The sequence below is a fragment of the Hyunsoonleella flava genome (assembly GCF_004310325.1).
GTDB lineage: Bacteria > Bacteroidota > Bacteroidia > Flavobacteriales > Flavobacteriaceae > Jejuia > Jejuia flava.
The window spans coordinates 87,009-106,482 of sequence record NZ_SIRT01000006.1 but is presented as its reverse complement, the minus strand read 5'-3'; the positions used below and the strand labels follow the sequence as shown (position 1 = coordinate 106,482).

Annotated in this window: 20 protein-coding genes and 2 tRNA genes; 14 read left to right on the top strand and 8 right to left on the bottom strand. The window is 35.4% G+C overall.

Features of this window, described 5'->3' with window-relative positions:
* Positions 1-45: 45 nt before the first annotated feature.
* Both EYD45_RS09080 and trxB read right to left on the bottom strand, forming a co-directional pair.
* Positions 46-120 (bottom strand) — tRNA-Pro (locus tag EYD45_RS09080).
* 96 nt (positions 121-216) lie between these two features.
* The gene (gene trxB, locus EYD45_RS09075) at positions 217-1,197 is read right to left on the bottom strand and encodes a thioredoxin-disulfide reductase (protein WP_130964226.1); all 981 of its coding nucleotides are present in this window, start codon (positions 1,195-1,197) and stop codon (positions 217-219) included.
* A 202-nt stretch (positions 1,198-1,399) separates the two neighbouring features.
* Here trxB and EYD45_RS09070 point away from each other — a divergent pair, with 202 nt between their 5' ends.
* The 4 genes from EYD45_RS09070 (at position 1,400) to EYD45_RS09055 (ending at position 5,229) form a co-directional block, all read left to right on the top strand.
* Positions 1,400-2,662 (top strand): putative DNA modification/repair radical SAM protein, encoded by a 1,263-nt coding sequence (locus tag EYD45_RS09070; RefSeq protein ID WP_130964225.1) that lies wholly within the window; start codon positions 1,400-1,402, stop codon positions 2,660-2,662.
* Positions 2,662-3,420 carry a TIGR03915 family putative DNA repair protein gene (locus tag EYD45_RS09065; RefSeq protein ID WP_130964224.1) on the top strand — a complete coding sequence of 253 codons (759 nt, stop codon included), beginning with the start codon at positions 2,662-2,664 and terminating at the stop codon, positions 3,418-3,420. The genes EYD45_RS09070 and EYD45_RS09065 overlap by 1 nt, the downstream gene beginning before the upstream one ends.
* A gap of 109 nt (positions 3,421-3,529) precedes the next feature.
* The gene (locus EYD45_RS09060) at positions 3,530-3,973 is read left to right on the top strand and encodes a hypothetical protein (protein ID WP_130964223.1); all 444 of its coding nucleotides are present in this window, start codon (positions 3,530-3,532) and stop codon (positions 3,971-3,973) included.
* 293 nt (positions 3,974-4,266) lie between these two features.
* Complete coding sequence (locus EYD45_RS09055) at positions 4,267-5,229, top strand: D-2-hydroxyacid dehydrogenase (RefSeq protein WP_130964222.1); 963 nt, start codon at positions 4,267-4,269, stop codon at positions 5,227-5,229.
* Positions 5,230-5,263: 34 nt separating this feature from the next.
* Here the strand turns inward: EYD45_RS09055 and EYD45_RS09050 are convergent.
* Positions 5,264-5,338: transfer RNA gene (locus tag EYD45_RS09050), tRNA-Pro, on the bottom strand.
* A complete protein-coding gene (locus EYD45_RS09045) occupies positions 5,329-5,571 on the bottom strand; it encodes a GIY-YIG nuclease family protein (RefSeq protein ID WP_130964221.1) in 243 nt (80 codons plus the stop codon). The genes EYD45_RS09050 and EYD45_RS09045 overlap by 10 nt, the downstream gene beginning before the upstream one ends.
* A gap of 206 nt (positions 5,572-5,777) precedes the next feature.
* Here EYD45_RS09045 and EYD45_RS09040 point away from each other — a divergent pair, with 206 nt between their 5' ends.
* The 10 genes from EYD45_RS09040 (at position 5,778) to EYD45_RS08995 (ending at position 16,701) form a co-directional block, all read left to right on the top strand.
* Positions 5,778-8,072 carry a TonB-dependent receptor family protein gene (locus EYD45_RS09040; RefSeq protein ID WP_165453914.1) on the top strand — a complete coding sequence of 765 codons (2,295 nt, stop codon included), beginning with the start codon at positions 5,778-5,780 and terminating at the stop codon, positions 8,070-8,072.
* A gap of 29 nt (positions 8,073-8,101) precedes the next feature.
* Positions 8,102-9,229: a PQQ-dependent sugar dehydrogenase gene (locus EYD45_RS09035; RefSeq protein WP_130964219.1), complete on the top strand. Its 1,128-nt coding sequence runs from the start codon at positions 8,102-8,104 to the stop codon at positions 9,227-9,229.
* A gap of 12 nt (positions 9,230-9,241) precedes the next feature.
* Positions 9,242-9,649, top strand: coding sequence for a c-type cytochrome (locus EYD45_RS09030; RefSeq protein ID WP_130964218.1), 408 nt, complete (start codon positions 9,242-9,244; stop codon positions 9,647-9,649).
* 64 nt (positions 9,650-9,713) lie between these two features.
* The gene (udk, locus tag EYD45_RS09025; RefSeq protein WP_130964217.1) at positions 9,714-10,319 is read left to right on the top strand and encodes a uridine kinase; all 606 of its coding nucleotides are present in this window, start codon (positions 9,714-9,716) and stop codon (positions 10,317-10,319) included.
* Positions 10,320-10,649 carry an FtsB family cell division protein gene (locus EYD45_RS09020; RefSeq protein ID WP_130964216.1) on the top strand — a complete coding sequence of 110 codons (330 nt, stop codon included), beginning with the start codon at positions 10,320-10,322 and terminating at the stop codon, positions 10,647-10,649.
* Entirely contained in the window at positions 10,642-12,009 is a 1,368-nt protein-coding gene (locus tag EYD45_RS09015; protein WP_130964215.1) for a methylmalonyl-CoA mutase subunit beta, read from the top strand. The genes EYD45_RS09020 and EYD45_RS09015 overlap by 8 nt, the downstream gene beginning before the upstream one ends.
* 5 nt (positions 12,010-12,014) lie before the next feature.
* Positions 12,015-12,683, top strand: a complete 669-nt coding sequence (locus EYD45_RS09010; protein WP_130964214.1) for a hypothetical protein — start codon at positions 12,015-12,017, stop codon at positions 12,681-12,683.
* A 5-nt stretch (positions 12,684-12,688) separates the two neighbouring features.
* Positions 12,689-13,345: a hypothetical protein gene (locus EYD45_RS09005; RefSeq protein ID WP_130964213.1), complete on the top strand. Its 657-nt coding sequence runs from the start codon at positions 12,689-12,691 to the stop codon at positions 13,343-13,345.
* Positions 13,342-15,462, top strand: a complete 2,121-nt coding sequence (scpA, locus tag EYD45_RS09000) for a methylmalonyl-CoA mutase (protein WP_130964212.1) — start codon at positions 13,342-13,344, stop codon at positions 15,460-15,462. The genes EYD45_RS09005 and scpA overlap by 4 nt, the downstream gene beginning before the upstream one ends.
* A gap of 66 nt (positions 15,463-15,528) precedes the next feature.
* Positions 15,529-16,701 carry an LETM1-related biofilm-associated protein gene (locus tag EYD45_RS08995; RefSeq protein WP_130964211.1) on the top strand — a complete coding sequence of 391 codons (1,173 nt, stop codon included), beginning with the start codon at positions 15,529-15,531 and terminating at the stop codon, positions 16,699-16,701.
* 185 nt (positions 16,702-16,886) lie between these two features.
* On the opposite strand, the gene EYD45_RS08990 is transcribed toward EYD45_RS08995, so the two are convergent.
* From EYD45_RS08990 to EYD45_RS08975, 4 genes are all read right to left on the bottom strand, one after another.
* Positions 16,887-17,840 (bottom strand): Fic family protein, encoded by a 954-nt coding sequence (locus EYD45_RS08990; RefSeq protein ID WP_130964210.1) that lies wholly within the window; start codon positions 17,838-17,840, stop codon positions 16,887-16,889.
* A 57-nt stretch (positions 17,841-17,897) separates the two neighbouring features.
* Positions 17,898-18,653 (bottom strand): LytR/AlgR family response regulator transcription factor, encoded by a 756-nt coding sequence (locus tag EYD45_RS08985; protein ID WP_130964209.1) that lies wholly within the window; start codon positions 18,651-18,653, stop codon positions 17,898-17,900.
* A 163-nt stretch (positions 18,654-18,816) separates the two neighbouring features.
* The gene (locus tag EYD45_RS08980; protein WP_130964208.1) at positions 18,817-19,155 is read right to left on the bottom strand and encodes a 2TM domain-containing protein; all 339 of its coding nucleotides are present in this window, start codon (positions 19,153-19,155) and stop codon (positions 18,817-18,819) included.
* 12 nt (positions 19,156-19,167) lie between these two features.
* Positions 19,168-19,470, bottom strand: coding sequence for a 2TM domain-containing protein (locus tag EYD45_RS08975; protein ID WP_130964207.1), 303 nt, complete (start codon positions 19,468-19,470; stop codon positions 19,168-19,170).
* Positions 19,471-19,474 lie beyond the last annotated feature (4 nt).

Below are 19,474 nucleotides of genomic sequence, written 5' to 3'. Positions count from 1 at the left end.
TCTTAAGAAAGCAGACTTTCTACAAAAACCAAAGCTTCTATTAAGTCGGGATGACAGGATTTGAACCTGCGACCACACGGCCCCCAGCCGTGTACGCTAACCGGACTGCGCCACATCCCGTTTTTAAACAGTTTTCAAAGAAAACATATTTTTAAATAAATGCAAAACAAAAAGCCAAAGCAAATTACTTTGGCTTTTTATCATACTATATCTCTCTTAATTATATGTTGAAGTAGACACCTCGAACGTTGCATCTTTTGCTGCCAAATAGCGTTCTGCATCCAAAGCTGCCATACAACCAGTTCCTGCAGCGGTTACTGCTTGTCTGTATACATGGTCTGCCGCATCACCAGAAACAAAAACACCTTCAACATTGGTTTTAGAAGTTCCAGGCACATTGATGATGTATCCCGTTTCATCTAAATCTAAATAATCTTTAAAAATATCAGTATTTGGCTTATGCCCAATAGCAACGAAAAAACCTGTCGCATCAATCACATGCTTTTCGTCTGTTTTGTTGTTAAAAACACGAACACCTGTTACCACTTGTCCATCTCCTAAAACCTCATCGGTTTCAGTATTGAACAGTATTTCGATATTCTCTGTGTTCCTAACACGGGCTTCCATAATTTTAGACGCTCTAAACTCATCACGTCTTACCAACATGGTCACTTTTTTACAAAGCTTGGATAAATAATGTGCTTCTTCACAGGCTGAATCTCCTGCCCCAACAATCACAACTTCCTGATTTCTGTAAAAGAATCCGTCACAAACGGCACATGCTGAAACGCCACCACCTAATTTTAAATATTTCTGCTCAGAATCTAAACCTAAATACTTTGCTGATGCTCCTGTTGAAATAATGATAGTATCCGCATGAATTTCTTTTTCATCATTCACCCAAACTTTATGCACATCACCTGAAAAATCTACTTTTGTAATCCACCCGTTGCGCACATCGGTCTCAAACCTTTCGGCTTGAGCCTGTAACTGCATCATCATTTCTGGTCCGGTAACACCTTCGGGATAACCAGGGAAGTTTTCAACCTCGTTAGTTGTTGTCAACTGCCCACCAGGTTGTGCTCCTTGATATAACACGGGTTTCATATTAGCCCTTGCTGCATATATTGCTGCTGTATAACCAGCAGGTCCAGAGCCTATTATTAAACACTTTAATCTTTCTATCTCTTCTGCCATAATCTTATCAATTTAGTAGAACAAAAGTAGAATTTTTGGGGCAAACCTTACACATAAGTTATTAACAGTCTTTATGAAGCAATAAACTTGTTTTATCATAAAAAGTCCATCCAATTTTAACATATTTCGGGGGTATTTTTTTTATATTTGAGTATTCAGGTTTTCCAAATCTACAAGCAATCTTTTTTAATTAATTTAACCTATGTCTTTCGAACGCATTCGAGAAAAACTCAATATACTAGCTGATGCCGCAAAATATGACTTATCATGCGCTTCAAGTGGAAGCAATAGAAACAATACCAATAAAGGCTTAGGGAATTCCACAGGAATGGGCATTTGCCATACGTATACCAGAGATGGGCGCTGTGTTTCACTTTTAAAAATTCTACTTACCAATCATTGCATTTTTGATTGTGCCTATTGTGTAACGAGAAAAAGTAATGACATTAAACGAGCTGCCTTTAAGGTGCAAGAGGTCGCAGATTTAACTATTAATTTTTACAGAAGAAATTACATTGAAGGGCTCTTTTTAAGTTCAGGGATTTTTAAGAATGCCGACTATACCATGGAACGCTTAGTAGCAGTAGCAAAAAAACTAAGATTAGAAGAAAATTTTAATGGATATATCCATTTGAAATCCATCCCAGGAGCATCAGACGAGTTAATGCGAGAAGCAGGTTTATACGCTGATAGATTAAGTGTAAATATTGAAATCCCAACAAAAGAGGGATTAAAGCAACTAGCACCAGATAAAAATCATGATGACTTTATCAAACCTATGAAAAAGGTTAAAAATGAAATTATTCAATATAAATCTGAAAAGAAAATTATTAAAAGCACACCAAAATATGCACCAGCGGGACAGAGTACACAAATGATTATTGGTGCTAGTGGTGAAAGCGATATGCAAATTATGTACACGTCAAATTATTTGTACAACAAATTTGATTTAAAACGTGTGTACTATTCGGGATATATCCCTGTGAGCCATGACAAACGCTTACCAATGATAGGCACTGAAGTACCTGTACTCCGCGAAAACAGATTGTATCAGAGCGACTGGTTATTGCGCTTTTACGGTTTTGACGTTCGGGAAATATTAAATTCAAAACATCCAAATTTAGACTTGGATATAGACCCTAAATTGTCTTGGGCACTACGAAACTTAAATCAATTTCCCTTGGACGTTAATAAAGCAGATAAAATGATGCTAGCTCGTGTTCCTGGATTAGGTATAACCTCAGTCAATAAAATACTAAGTGCTCGCCGATTTCGAAATTTAAACTGGGAACACTTAAAATCCATTGGTGTGAAATTAAATAGGGCCAAATATTTCATCACTTGCAATTCCAGATATTTTGAAACTAAAGATTATTCGGCTTCACAATTGAAACACATTATTGTAAATAGTTCTAATAGCAAATACAAAAAAGCATTCACAGGACAGCTTACTCTTTTCTCATAATGGAATCAACACATTTACTATACGATGGATCTTTTGATGGGTTTTTAACCTGTGTTTTTGAAATTTACGAAAGAAAGCTTAACAAGCCTTCAATTAAAAAAGAAAGCGAATTTCAAAGTGAATTTTTCAGTGAAAAAGAAGTTATTATTTCAGATCAAAAAAAGGCTCAACGTGTTTGGAGTGGTATTGAAAAATTACTCAAATCTAAAGGTATTAGGATTGTATATTACACTTTTTTAAGTGAAATAATCGGTATTGAAGATATCCTTTTTAAAGTGATAAAATTAGCTTTTGATACACAACGAAACATCATTTCAGATTATGGAAATCCTCACGTGTTATTACTCTCCAAAACAGCAATAAAAGTTGGAAGAGAGAAGCATAGAATGGAAGCTTTTGTGAGATTTCAACAAACTAAAGACAATATATATTTTGCGAATATTGAACCAGATTTTAATGTTCTACCCCTTATCAATAACCATTTTACCCGAAGGTACGCGGATCAAAAATGGATTATTTATGATTTAAAGCGCAAGTATGGCTTATTCTATAATTTGGATAAAACCGAAATCATCCACATTGACTTCAATATAAAAAATTCAAAAAATGACTGGTTTACCCTAGACGAAAAAGCATACGAAACCCTTTGGAAAGACTATTTTGAAAGCACAAATATAGAAGAGCGTGTCAACACGAAACTACATGTGCAGCATGTTCCCAAGCGCTATTGGAAGTACCTTAGCGAAAAACAGCCTTAATTTTCTTTTTAGTAATCCCTTGTTAAAAACAAGGCGCTGTGTGAGTTTTTTTTGTAAATTTAAGAGTAACTAAACAAACAAATACGTCATGAAAAAACAACTAAGCCTAATGTTGATAGTTCTTCTTGCAGTTGTAAACTGCAAAAACAACACTAAAGAAATCAATGTTGAAGAACAAAAGGAAACTAAGGAACTCACCCTAGAGGGAGTCTGGGAAATAGATAGTTATGTAAATTATGGTGGAGAAACTTATGACACCATCAGACCCTCCAGCAAGTTAAAACAAAGAAAAATGTTTTCTAAAAGCAAGGTCATGTGGAGCAAACTGCGAGCTTGGGATTCTCTAGATTGGTTTGGAGTAGGAGATTATACTTTTAAAGACGGTATTTTAACTGAAGTATTAGATTATGGTTCTAAACCTGTAAACGAGCAATTAAAAACACGTAATAAGTGGATCTTTAATATTAAAGTTACAAAAGATAGATATTCTCAAATTATAGTAGATAGTTTAGGAAACTACATTTATGCTGAAAACTATATTAGAGTAGATTAATTATTTAAGCCAAACATATCTACAACATTTTCAATAATTGGTTTTTATAGCTTCTAAGACCTCTTGGTCTTCTGGTAAATAAAATCACTGCAAGAATGCGTTTTGTATATATTTTAATTGACTTCTTATTAAACATGAATCTATAAAATCGGAATTCAACGTGGTAGGCATAGCCAAATTCAAATAAATTCAGAGGCCCTCTTTTTGCAGAAAACTATATTAAAATGGAATAATGTAATCTTCTAACGCTATGCTTAATTTCAAATAGTATCTTTATAAACAAAATTTGATTCATGAAAATAGTAGTTTTAGATGGCCATACGCTTAACCCTGGCGATTTAAACTGGAAAGGCATAAGCCAGTTTGGAGATTTAAAAGTTTTTGACAGAACACCATACGATGACAAAAACATTATTAAAAATATTGGAGATGCAGAAATAGTGTTCACCAATAAAACTCCTCTTAACAAAACTGTTTTATCAAAATCCAAGGCATTAAAATATATTGGTGTTTTGGCTACGGGCTATAACGTCGTAGATATTGAAGCTACAAGACAAAAAGGCATAGTAGTAACGAATGTACCAGACTACAGCTCTGTATCGGTAGCACAATTCACAATGGCTTTAATTTTGGAACTATGCCATCATGTAGGCGCTCATAATAAAGCAGTACAGCAGGGTGATTGGATAAAAAGTAAAGACTTCTCCTTTTGGAATTACCCCTTAATAGAATTGGCTGGTAAAACCCTTGGAATAATAGGTTTTGGCAAAATAGGTAGAGCCACAGCAAAACTTGCCGAAGCTTTTGGTATGCATATTTTAGTTTACAATAGAACTGTTTATCCTGAGTTTGAAAATGCTAATTTAAAATTCATGCCTTTAGATGATGTATTGCATAATTCTGACTTTTTGAGTTTACATAGCCCTTTAACTTCAGAAACAAATGGCATGATTAATAAAGGCTCCATTGATAAAATGAAGAATAGCGCTTTTCTTATCAATACATCGCGAGGTCCTTTAGTGAATGAAATAGACTTAGCTGAAGCCTTAAACCATGATACATTAGCTGGTGCAGCCCTTGATGTAATTTCAGCTGAACCTATGAAGACAAATAATCCGCTATTGAATGCAAAAAACTGTATCATCACACCACACATAGCCTGGGCGCCAAAAGAAGCACGCCAGCGTTTAATGCAAACTACTATCGATAATTTAAAAAGTTATCTAGAAGGGAACCCTGTAAATGTTGTAAACTAAAAAAGACCTTCCATTAAAATGAAAAGTCTTTAAGTCGGGGTGGCAGGATTCGAACCTGCGACCTCCGCGTCCCAAACGCGGCGCGATAACCGGGCTACGCTACACCCCGATATAGTTATCTATAAATCGTTTTGCACCTCTCTTCTTAATCTTTCGCTCTAGTATCATTGCTTCTGATCTCGAATTAACTTCAATTTGCAAAACCAATTTCCAAGGAGCTCCTTGTTTTGTTGAAGGAACTACGCCTTGGTTATGTCTTTCCAATCTTAATTTGATATTTTGTGTTTGTCCCACATAATATCTTGAACGTTTCTCACTAAAAAGGATATAAACAGTATTCATTTTTCCTTTGTTAGGGTGGTCACGCCTCAAGCGTGACGACCTCCGCGTCCCAAACTCGGCGCGATAACCGGGCTACGCTACACCCCGATATAGTTATCTAAGCGGGTGCAAATATAGGTATTTTAGTCAGTTTAAAAATGATTTTTTTAAGAAAAGTTTAGTTTTTCAAACTTTTTTAATTTTAACAAAACATCTACTTTGCAGGGGTGAAAAAAAAGTTATTTCTTTCCATTGTTTTTGGTATTGTTTTTCAACAAATCTATTACTCCCAAGCCTCCAATAAAAACAAAATAATTGATGGCGAAAGCGGCGATTTATTATCAAATATCAGCATTACAAAAATTAAAAATGATTCAACTTTTGTTAGCGTTAGTGGTTATTTCATAATCAATTCATCTGGTTTTTATAGCTTTAGTAAAGAAGGCTATATCTCTAAAAAAATTAAACTCAATATAAAACAAGCATATACTATTGCACTTAAAAAAAGACCTGCATTGTTAAATGAGGTGGTGGTTAACGCCTCTCATTTACCAACCCGATTAAAGTTATCTTCAACAAGTACAGCGTTAATATCGACTAAAGTCATAGAAAGAGGCAATAACATTAATATTAACGAAGCTTTAAATAGAATCCCAGGTATATTTATGCAAACTGGAGCGCTTAATACCAATCGTATCACCATAAGAGGTGTTGGCTCTAGAAACTTGTTTGGAACAGCTAAAATAAGGGCTTATTTTAAGGATATTCCCTTAACCAATGGTAGCGGAGAAACAAGTCTAGAAGATTTTGAACTTGGTGCCATTTCTAGAATTGAAATTACCAAAGGAGCAACCTCTAGCATTTATGGGGCGGGTTTAGGTGGTGTAATTCAACTTATCCCCAAGAAGGCTATTTCAAATGACTTAAGCATTGAAAATGAGACCACAATCGGGTCTTTTGGACTGATAAAGAATCTTTCACAATTTAATTATGGCGACTCAAAACACAATGTAAAACTAGTATACAGCAATACCGATAGCGACGGTTATAGAGACAACAACCAGTATAGCCGACAAAGTGTAACCCTGAGCACCACGCACAAAATCAATACTAAAAACGAGCTTTCATTTTTTGGGGTCTTTTCTGATTTAAAGGCATTTATCCCGAGTGCTTTAAATGAAAGTGATTTTAGAAATAAACCAAAAAGTGCTGCCTTTACCTGGGCACAATCTAAAGGCTTCGAGGACACAAAACGCAGTATTTTAGGTGTGTCATTGCACCATAAATTCAATAACAATCTTTCTCAAAACACCAGTGTTTTTACTTCTTTTAGAAACTCCTATGAGACGAGGCCTTTCAATATTTTAGACGAATCAGTTTTTGGTTATGGCGTAAGACATCGTTTGGTTGGCAATTTTGCTATTAAGGATAGAATGGTGAAGTGGACGTCTGGAATTGAATTTTTTAGAGATAACTACGACTACCAAACTTTTGAAAACCGGTACCGAGATTTCCCGGAAGGCACTGGCAGCGTTCAAGGTGTTGCTCTATCAAACTTTAAAGAAGAACGACAGTATTACAATCTATTCTTTGAGGGTAGATATAACATTTCCTCAAAAACCGATGTGGTTCTTGGACTGAATTACAATAAAACAAATTACAATCTGGAAGATGAATTTCCGACCTCAACGTCCAACCCCGACCAATCCGGAAGCTTTAGTTTCAACGGTATATTTTCTCCAAAACTAGGCGTATTATATCGTTTAAATAAAAATTCGAACATCTACTCAAACATTAGCCATGGATTTTCTCCACTTTCATTGCAAGAAACATTGCTGCCTGATGGACAAATTAACAATAGTTTAAATGCAGAAACAGGATGGAATTTTGAGCTAGGCGCCAGAGGAGTCGCTTTAAAAAACAGGTTGCAATATAATATTTCAATATACCGACTTGCCATCAAAAATCTTTTGGTTGCCAGACGTACTGCTCAAGATGAATTTATAGGCGTTAATGCTGGAAAAACCCATCATGATGGTTTAGAGGTTGACCTGCAGTACAACATCATCAACTCTAATAAAACTCAACTTTCAGCATTTGGAAGTTATTCGCTCCATCTCTACAAGTTTAAAAATTTTGTGGATGATACTAATGATTTCTCTGGTAATGATTTAACAGGTGTTCCTTCTCACATTTTAAATTTGGGTTTGGATTTTAACGCTGATTTCGGACTATATGGGAATCTCAATATTCAAAAAGTTGGAGAGATGCCAATTACCGATAGTAATAGTTTTTACAGCGAATCGTACACTATCACAAATTTTAAATTAGGGTATCAAAAAACGCTTTATTCGCAACTAAACACCAATGTGTTTTTTGGTATCAACAATATATTTGATGCGAAGTACGCTTCGCAAATATTAATCAATGCTAGCAGTTTTGGAGGAAATGCACCTCGCTATTTTTACCCTGGAAATCCGGTAAACTATTATGCTGCCGTGGCTTTAAATTATTCTTTTTAATGTATATTTACCTTAATAAATTAATGAAAATGAAACAGTTTACCTCAATTTTAGTTTTTACCTTAATGTGCTTATACTCATGTGCGCAACAACAACCTTCTGAAATTTCAGCCGAAACACCTACAAAAATTAACTATGTTACTGAAGTTGTTGTTCCAGATTTAAATATTCCTTGGGGTATGGAATTTCTACCAGATGGCAGTATGCTTGTTACAGAAAAAACAGGAACGCTCATTCATTTTAAAGATGGTAAAAAAAACACTATTGAAGGATTACCAGAAGTATATGTAAGAGGTCAAGGTGGTTTAATGGATATTAAACTTCATCCAGATTATGAAAATAACGGCTGGATTTACTTCTCTTATGGTTCTGCGGAAGGAGATGGTGATGGTGGCAATACAGCAATTATTCGCGCGAAACTTAACGGAAGTACACTTTCAGATATTGAACATCTCTACAAAGGGGTGCCTAACACAAAAAAAGGGCAGCATTGGGGCTCTAGGATAGAATTTGACAAAGAAGGTTATTTATATTTTTCAATTGGAGACCGAGGAAATCGTGACGTGAATCCGCAAGATATTACAAGAGACGGAGGCAAAATTTACCGACTTAATGACGATGGCTCTGTTCCAGAAGACAATCCGTTTGTAGGTAATGCTGATGCCAAAAGTGCTATTTTTAGCTATGGGCATCGTAATCCACAAGGTATGGTGATGCATCCTAAAACTGGTAAAATTTGGGTAAACGAGCATGGACCTAAAGGTGGCGACGAAATAAATATTGTTAAAAAAGGTAATAATTACGGCTGGCCGGTAATTTCATATGGCATTAACTACAGTGGTACAAAATTCACCGAAATCACCGAAAAAGAGGGCATGGAGCAGCCTCTATTTTATTGGGTGCCTTCCATTGCGCCCAGTGGAATAGCAATTGTGTATTCGGATAACTATCCAGATTGGCAAGGTAGTGTGTTAGTTGGTTCTCTTAAATTTCAATATTTAGAACGTTTAGTTGTAAAAGATAACAAAGTCACTAAACGCGAAAAGTTATTTGAAGGTTTGGGCAGATTCAGAAACATAAAACAAGCGCCTGATGGATATTTATATGCTGGTGTTGAAGGCGTTGGTATTGTGAAAATTGTTCCTGATTCATTTTAAAAAAATTATCCAATGAAAATATTTCTATTAATTGTATTTAGTGGCTTAACCATATTTGGTGCTGTTACAATAACCCAACAAGATTCTTTACAAGAGAGCATTACAAGAGGGCAAGAAATTTATACTGATTTTTGTATCAACTGCCACATGGCAAATGGTGAAGGCGTAGAAAAAACATATCCACCATTGGCAAAGTCAGATTATCTACAAAACAACAGAGAAGCTAGTATTAGAGCGATTAAATACGGTCAAAGAGGTGAAATAACCGTAAATGGAAAGGCTTACAATGGCAATATGACCCCTATGGGTTTAGATGATAAAGAAGTTGCAGATGTTATGAACTTTATTAATAATAGCTGGGGAAATTCTAACACTAAAATTGTAACAGAAGAAGAAGTAGCTGCTGTAAAAAAACAGTAGAAATTTCAATCTTATAATGTTACATTTACTAACTTTGTTTTCAGCCTAAAAATCTAAGAATTATATGTTGGTCATAGGAATTGCGGGAGGTACTGGATGCGGTAAAACCACGGTTGTAAATCAGTTGCTAAAAGAACTTCCTGAAGGTGAAGTGGGTGTCATTTCCCAAGATTCTTATTACAAGGATACATCGCATTTAAGTTATGACGAGCGCGTAAAAATTAATTTCGATCACCCTAGAAGTATCGATTTTGATTTACTGGTTCAGCATTTAAAAGCCTTAAAAAACAACGAATCTATACACCAACCTGTATATTCATTCGTTAAACATAATAGAACTGGGGACACGATTTTAACGCACCCGCGAAAAGTAATGATTATTGAAGGGATTTTAATCCTTACCAATCCAGAGCTTCGGGATATGTTCGATATTAAAATATTTGTGCATGCCGACAGTGATGAACGGTTGATACGACGTTTAAAACGTGATATTTCAGAACGCGGCAGGGACTTGGATGAAGTTTTAACACGTTATAAAACCACATTAAAGCCCATGCACGACCAGTTTATAGAACCAATGAAAGAATATGCTGATATCATAATACCAAACAACCATTACAATACCGTGGCTATAGATATCGTTCGCACTATTATCAATGAAAAATTATAAATGAAGAAATTCAATTTAAATCATCGCTTTTTAAAACCTTTTAAGAATATCTACATTCTTGGATTGGTGATTTTTGCAATTTGGATGATTTTTCTTGATGACAATTCTTGGTTTATTCATAATGAATTAAATACTGAGATTAAGAATTTAAAGGCTGAAAAAGAATACTACCGAAAAGGAAAAGAGAAAGACGATAAAGAGTTTAAAAAATTAAGCTCAGAACAAGGTTTGGAAAAGTTTGCTCGTGAGGAATACTACATGAAACGAGAGAACGAGGAAATTTTTATTATTGAATACGAAGACAGTTTAAAAACAAAAGATAATGAGTAACTCGTTATTTAATGAATTTGAACCTGTTTCCGCTAAACAATGGAAACAAAAAATACAAGTTGACCTAAAAGGCGCGGATTATAATGACGCGCTTGTTTGGACGAGCAACGAAGGTATTCAAGTAAAACCGTTTTATCATTCTGAGGATGTTAAAACAACATCAAAAGGTTTAAAAGCCACTCCAAAAGAATTTAAAATATGTGAAACGATAGTTGTTGAAAATGAAAAAGAAGCAAATAAATTGGCGCTTTCTGCAATTGCAAACGGTGCGGAAAGTTTAAAGTTTATATGTGCTTCTGAAAATATTTCTGTTAAACATCTATTATCCGATATCAATTTAGATGATATTTCTATTTATGTGGAGCTTCAGTTTTTATCAGTGGATGTCGTCAAACAACTTAATTCATTATCAGCAAAAGCAGGTCTTTTTATTCAAAATGATATCATCGGCAATCTAGCTAAAACCGGTAATTGGTATTCAAACTTAAAAGAAGATTTTTCAAAATTTGAAGATTGTACAGCTCACACCAAAACAATAACGGTAAACACTCAATTATCCCAAAATTCTGGAGCTAATATGGTGCAGCAATTGGCCTATGCCATGGCACATGCTAATGAATATTTCAATCATTTGGAAAACACCACACTAGACAAAACATCAAAATACAATGTTGTTTTTAATGTTGCTTTAGGCTCAAATTATTTTTTTGAAATTGCAAAATTAAGAGCGTTGCGCATACTTTTCGAAACGCTAAACGATGCCTATGAGCAACCCTATGAGTGTATTATTTTTGCAAAACCCTCAAAGCGCAATAAGGCTATTTACGATTACAACACTAATATGCTAAGAACTACCACGGAATGCATGAGCGCTGTTTTAGGAGGAGCCGATACCATTAGTAATTTACCATATGATGCGCTATTTCATAAGAACAACGAATTTGGGTCGAGAATTGCGAGAAATCAATTGCTGATTTTAAAGCATGAAAGTTATTTTGATGCAGTTGATAATGCCGCCGACGGTAGTTATTATATTGAATCAATCACACAGCAACTAGCAGAAAAAGCGCTTAAACTGTTCAAACACATAGAAGCCAATGGTGGGTTTTTAAAACAATTAAAAGACGGGACAATTCAACGAAAAATAAAAGAAAGTGCTACTAAAGAACAAGAGCAATTTGATAACGGAAGTGAAGTTATTCTTGGCAGTAATAAACATCCAAATCCCAATGATAAAATGAAGGGCGATTTAGAAATCTCTCCTTTTTTAAAAATTGAAAAGAGAAAAACCTTAATAACACCAATAATAGAAAAACGTTTAACCGAAAGTTTAGAACAAGAACGATTAAAAAAAGAGTAAGTATTATGAAATTAAAATTTGTTGCATTTTTCGCGATCATCGCTTTGTTTAGTTGTAAAAAAGAGGCAGAAGAGAAAACCCTAGAGGATTATAAATTTTCTGATAAAGGCATTATATTAAACTGTGATCAATTTGATTTAAAACTATTAAACGAAGCCCTTTTTTCTTTTGAAGATGATATTTTAAAAGCCTACGGAAAAACCAATCCTAATCTAACGCGAGCGTATTCACAATTTATTCGTAATGTCTTATACAACCGAATAAAATATACGGACGTGGTATCCCCACATTCTGCCAAAATTTTTGAGGTATTAAAATCTAGATCAGAGTTATGGGATACCAGCAACCCAGATACACGCTTAAATTACAACAGCGCTGTTGTGGAATGTATCTCGAATAACATGATTGATAAAAGCCTAAAGACAACATTTAATGCATTAATTGAAACCAATAGCATGAGCCCGAAATTATTTGGACCTGCCCTACAATCTAACTATGGAGCTGCTATTCGCGACAAGTATTTATCGGCTTATGTGGCTTTAGAGTTTTATTATGGAAAATTATTTGATGTAGATTTATCACAAGTTTCTGAAAAACCAGAACCACCGGTTGATTTTAATAAAATCCCACCACCAACACAGCAAAATGATCCACATGCTGGACATGACCATTAATAGTTTTGAGAACATGCAACCAACATATAGCAAAATCAATATTAGATGTTTTTAATAAAACTCTAGTTCTATTTATATGTGTCATCAGTTCGACATCGTGTAAAGAGAAAACCCAGTCTCAAATTGACAAGGAAACATTACCAGGGGATTATTTTGAACTAAAAGAAGATAATATAAAACTATTTCTACCTGTGTATTTTCAAGAATTTAGTGAAGAAACATATGGTGAATTGATAGATGCATTACCTGATTCTAACGAAAAACAAATAGAGAAAAAACGGTTTAATTACTTAAAATTCTCAAAAGGCAGTACATACTACTTTAAAGATATCGCGTCTTCTACTTTAATAACGGTTAAGATGCACAAGTATATGCCATTCAGTAAAAATGAATCTTCGTTTCTATTGGGTTTTTTATCTAATCAATGCGCCGATTATGCTTTTGCTTTAGGTAGCGAATGTAAAAAACTTCAAGGTAGATATTCTGGAAATGCTAAAACCAAAGTTTTTAAAGCTGTTTACGAACTTTCGAAAGAAGACAATTATACTTATTACAACACGATGTATATTATATCTTCAAATTCTAAAACTTTGAGCATGAATATATATTCAAATACACTCGAAAATTACAATCAATTTATTGAGAAAACCGTAATTAGATAATGCGCAAAAACCTGCAACATATCGAGATTAAGTCAAATGGTTTGAAACACAAGTCGGATGTCAATACATTTTCTACTGCCGAGGGTATTGATGTGAAGTCAGTTTACTCAAAAAATGATCTTGAGAGTGTTCATCATTTGGATTTCGCAGCTGGTATTCCACCCTATTTGCGCGGGCCATATAGTACCATGCATGTACGCCGACCATGGACTATCCGCCAATACGCTGGCTTTAGTACTGCTGAAGAGAGTAACGCATTTTACAGAAGAAATTTAGCAGCAGGACAAAAAGGACTTTCCGTGGCTTTTGATTTGGCAACACATCGCGGTTATGATTCCGATCATGAACGTGTAGTAGGCGACGTTGGAAAAGCTGGAGTTGCCATAGATTCTGTTGAGGATATGAAAATACTTTTCGACCAAATTCCTCTGGATAAAATGTCGGTTTCCATGACCATGAATGGTGCAGTTCTGCCCATTATGGCGTTTTATATTGTTGCTGCAGAAGAACAGGGTGTACAACTGGAACAACTTTCGGGCACTATTCAAAATGATATTTTAAAGGAATTTATGGTACGTAATACCTATATCTATCCGCCCACGCCTTCCATGAAAATCATTTCTGATATTTTTGAATTCACCAGTAAAAACATGCCCAAATTTAATAGCATTAGTATTTCTGGTTACCACATGCAAGAAGCTGGTGCAACCTGTGACATAGAGTTGGCATACACCTTGGCAGATGGTTTGGAGTATTTAAAAACCGGACTTAAAGCAGGTATGGATATTGATACCTTTGCCCCTCGCCTATCGTTCTTTTGGGCCATTGGCATGAACCACTTTATGGAAATTGCCAAAATGCGTACTGCTAGAATGTTATGGGCAAAAATTGTAAAGCAATTCAACCCTAAAAACCCCAAATCATTGGCGTTGCGCACGCACTGTCAAACTTCAGGCTGGAGTTTAACAGAGCAAGATCCGTTTAACAATGTTGCCAGAACCACTATTGAAGCAGCTGCTGCAGCTTTTGGCGGCACCCAAAGTTTACATACCAACGCCTTAGATGAAGCTATCGCATTACCAACTGATTTTTCAGCGCGTATTGCTAGAAATACACAAATATATTTACAGGAAGAAACCAAAATAACCAAGACTGTCGACCCTTGGGCAGGTAGCTATTATGTTGAAAAGCTCACACATGATATTGCCGAAAAAGCATGGGCGCTTATTCAAGAAATTGAAGATTTAGGAGGCATGACCAAAGCCATTGAAGCGGGTATTCCTAAATTAAGAATTGAACAAGCTGCGGCAAGAAAACAAGCTAGAATTGATGCTGGACAAGATATTATCGTTGGCGTTAATAAATATCAACTAGAAAAAGAAGATGCTATTTCTACCTTGGAAGTAGACAATCAAACCGTGCGACATTCGCAAATTGAACGTTTAAAGCATATTAAATCTACTAGAAACTCAGATAAAGTTAAGGCTGCTCTATCAAAATTAACTGAAGCTGCTAAAACGGGACAAGAAAATTTATTAGCTTTAGCTGTTGAAGCTGCAAGAGAACGTGCCACTTTAGGTGAAATAAGCGATGCGCTTGAAGCAGAATTTGGAAGACACAAAGCACAAATAAAATCATTCTCAGGGGTGTACAGTAAAGCCATAGAAAACGACGACACATTTAAAAAAGCGCAACAACTAGCCGATGTTTTTGCTGAGCAAGAAGGTCGCAGACCTCGTATTATGATAGCAAAAATGGGACAAGATGGTCATGATCGTGGTGCAAAAGTAGTGGCTACGGGTTATGCAGATATTGGTTTTGATGTTGATATTGGTCCGTTATTCCAAACACCAAAAGAAGCTGCCAAACAAGCCGTTGAAAATGATGTGCATATTCTGGGAGTATCTTCCCAAGCTGCAGGACACAAAACCTTAGTACCGCAAGTTATTGAGGAATTGAAGAATTATGGACGTGATGACATTATGGTTATTGTTGGTGGTGTTATTCCTAAACAGGATTATCAGTTTTTATTTGATGCTGGTGCCTTGGCAGTTTTTGGCCCTGGTACCAAAATTGGTGAAGCTGCGATAAAGATTTTAGAAATATTAATTGACTAATTCAATTAAAAAGGCATTCTTTAGTTTTCAATAAAAGTTTACTTTTACTTTTCCTAATAGAAGACAATGAACCCATCAGCATCAGGTTGGATAAAAAAACTTGAAAGCGAGTTAGCTTTAAATAACCTTTTTTTAAAGTTTACTCGCGAGGAGTTTTATGATGCGCTCAGGAGTTGTGGCTTCATTTATGGCAGTAATCAAGATATTGTTACCCAAATAGTTCCCAAAGGCGACCTACAAGAAGAGGAAATATGCAAGGTCAACCTATGCTTAGCATTATATTATGCCCATTATAATTCCAGTTGCAAACTGCCTTTTGTAGAAAGTGTCATCAATTTTTATTCAGAGATAAGCGATATAAAACTATCGTTTTTTAAAGATTTGTTGGGCGGTACAAAATCTAGTGAGCAACTTGAAAAAATCATCCATAAGCGCATTCAAATTGATGCCAATATTCTCACTAAAAACTTTAATTATTTTATTATAAATGCCCTACTGTATGTAGATGTTTTGGCATATCAGCAGTATCTATCCAAAAATGCGTTCTCTATTGACTATATCAAAAAATTGGAAGCAGCAATCGTTACGATTTCATTGGATGTTTTAAATTCAAAGGAGGAGAAGAACGATTATGATGAGAGTTTAATTAAGTTGTTTCAATCATCATTACGGTTTAATGCCAACGCAAATTTAGGTTATGAGAAGGCCGTAAGTTATGTATCATCCGAAGAAGAGCGTTACTATATTCTTGATTTGGCATGTATGGCGACCTGGAGCGACCAAACCATTGATATTGACGAGCAACATTTCTTGGAAAAGCTAGGTATGGATTTGCAATTGCCCATATCTAGAATAAACCACGCCATTAAAATTGTAAACCTGTTTTATACGCTAAACAAGGACAATATTGCACTTTTAAGCTCAAAAAACGTAGTGCAGAGTTTTTACAATAACTCTAGCAAAATGGTAAAAAAGCTGATTACACGAAACAGCAAACGCTTGTACCAAGAGCTAAAGGACAGCAAAGAATTGATGGTGTTGCTCACACAATCTACAGTGCGGGATTTAAACAAAGAAGAACAGCAAAAAGTGCAGGAGCAACTTTTGGATATTTTTAAATCCATACCAAGTTTGGCTATTTTTATGTTGCCTGGAGGTGCTTTACTATTGCCTTTGGTAGTAAAATTTATACCAAAATTATTACCCTCTGCCTTTGATGAAAATCGGGTGGACGAGTAATTTTATAATTGACTTTGTGAAAATTTTCAGCTACCTTCGTTAACGGGGGATATAAGTCATTAACAACGAGGCATATCCTTGAACTCGTTAACGAAAAATAAAAAAACCACTCCAAATCACCCCTAAAAATCCTTAACACCCTCTCTGGCCACAATAACGTTTTGTTCGCTATAGGAGTTTTAGTTTCAACGTTTACGCTTTCTTTTTTTGATGTAATCCTCAATAGCCTTTTTGGTAGTGTACCAATTGCGCCCTTCTTTATGGGCATCAATTTTGCCTTGTCTTGCCAATAAACTAATATATTCTTGCCCGTAATGTACATCGGGCTCTTCCACGATATCTGAGATTATTTGATACTCTTCTGTGCTATCAGGTAAGGCACTTAAATAAATATTCAGGGTACGTTCTAAAGACTGACATATTAAAAGCATTAACTTAGAATAGTTGCCTTTATTAGCCATATTTAAAGCATCGTAATACTTCTTTCTATCATTTTTTAAAATGATAGCAGGAGGAAAACCATGCGCCATTAAAATTAAGTTCATGGCTAAACGTACCGTTCTACCATTACCATCAAAAAAAGGATGTATCCACACAAACTTATGGTGAAATACTGTAGCCAATTCTATAACATTTAAACCCAACGGATTTGTTGTTACGAAATGTACAAGATCGTCTAATAATTGAGATACTTTACGAGCGTTTGGAGGTATAAAATTGGCACCAGAAATTCTAACACCAGCGTTTCTTAATCTTCCTGCGAAGTCATCTTCTATGGAACGCAACACTAATGCATGAAGCGCTAAAATATCCTTTTCATTAAGCTTATAACCTTTAGAAACTAAAGTATACAGATGGTTTATGGCTGTTTCGTGGTTTTTAGCCTCAAAATGTTCCCTTAAAGATTTTCCTTTAATTGTAACGCCCTCTTGCAATACCATTTGGGTTTCCCGTAAACTCAATGTGTTACCCTCGATACTATTGGAATTGTAAGTCCATTCAATAGATAAAGCTTCCTTAATTTTTTGCAAAGCTATATTAGGCAGCGGTCTAGCTCTTTCTAGAGTAGCTACTTTATCAAATAACCGCTGAAACGTTTCATTTAAGTCTTGCCTGTATGTAACATCTATATCCCACACACCACAAATATACTAAATATCGGATATAATTAAAAATAATTCTATCCGATATTAAAATTATTCCAACCAGTTCTTAAAATCCTTCACCCGCTCTCTTGCTACGATAACCTCTTGTTCGTTATAGGAATTTAATTTTATTTGTAAACGCGAATTAGTATAGCTTACCATATCTTTTATGGCATCGATATTGACGAAAAACTTTCTATTAATACGGAAAAAGATTTGTGGCTCTAGCTCTTCTTCCAATTGCTCTAACGTATTGTCGATTAAATAATTTCTACCTTCTGTAGTGTGTAAGTAGGTGCCTTTGTTTTCGCTATAAAAACATTCTATTTCATCGATATTTACCAGCTTTAAATGTTGCCCAACCTTTACCGAAAACCGTTTTTTGTACTCGCGGTCTATAGGGTTTACCAATAGTTTTTTAATATCGTTAAAATCTAATGTTACGGCTTGGTTTTTGGGTAATCGCTCTTGGTATTTTTTTACGGCTACTTTTAAATCGTCCTCGTCAATAGGTTTCAACAAATAATCGATACTATTTAGCTTGAAGGCTTGTAAGGCATATTCATCATAAGCGGTTGTGAAAATAACGGCAGATTTGATATCAATAGTTTCGAAAATTTGAAATGATAAGCCATCGCTTAACTGAATATCTAAAAAGATAACATCGGGATGTGCGTTATTTTGAAACCATTCTATGGATTCCTCTACGGAATGCAACATGACCTGGGTTTCTAAATTTAACGTTTGTAGCATGCGCTGTAAACGTCTTGCTGATGGTTTTTCGTCTTCTATAATTATGATGTTCATTTTTTTGGTTGACTGTTTTTGGTTGATAGACTTTATGCTAGTGCTTTATACTGGTTTTTGCTGACTGATCCCGCGTTAGGGATTGAGGCATTTGTTGAAGCTCCTCGACGCAGGAGAGAGCGACTTCCGAAAGCCCGACCCCTTGTGGGTAACGCCCAAATACTTATTCAAATTGGCGTTGGTTACGTTCTTCCCTTTCCATATACTCTCGTATTTTGCGTTCTTCCCATTTTTTGTTGAAGGCGAATCGTTTTCCGAATACGCCAATGGCATGAAAGCCTAGGCCTATGCCCCAAAAGAATGGTGTAGACCATGTGCCGTAATGCAATAAATCTCCGCCATTACTAACTATCATAATGATGATAAAAATGTTTACCACCACATACCAGAAGGAGTGCCAATAAAAGCCTTTAAGTTCCTTTAAGCGTTTTTCGGCGCGTAAATAGGCGTCTTCGTTTTTGTAATTTCTTTCCTTATAGGGTTCTATATCGTACTTTTCCATTGTTTTTAAATTTTAAATTGATCTGTTTTGTTCTTCGCGCATAAACTGTTCTAGTTTTCGCTGTTCCCAGCGTTCGCCGAATATTGGGTTTCTTACAAATACACGATAGGCGTGAAACCCGATGCCAATACCCCAACCTATTGCCGAAAACCAAAACCATTTGAATTCCCAGTAGGTTTTGTAATTCACAACGATGAGAAATGGGATAACCAAGCAATATGCGAGTACATTGAAATAAAATCCCTTAAGCGCTTCTACTCGCCGTTTTGCCTTAATAAAGCTATCGTTTTGATGTGGTTTTGCTAATCGTTTCATGATT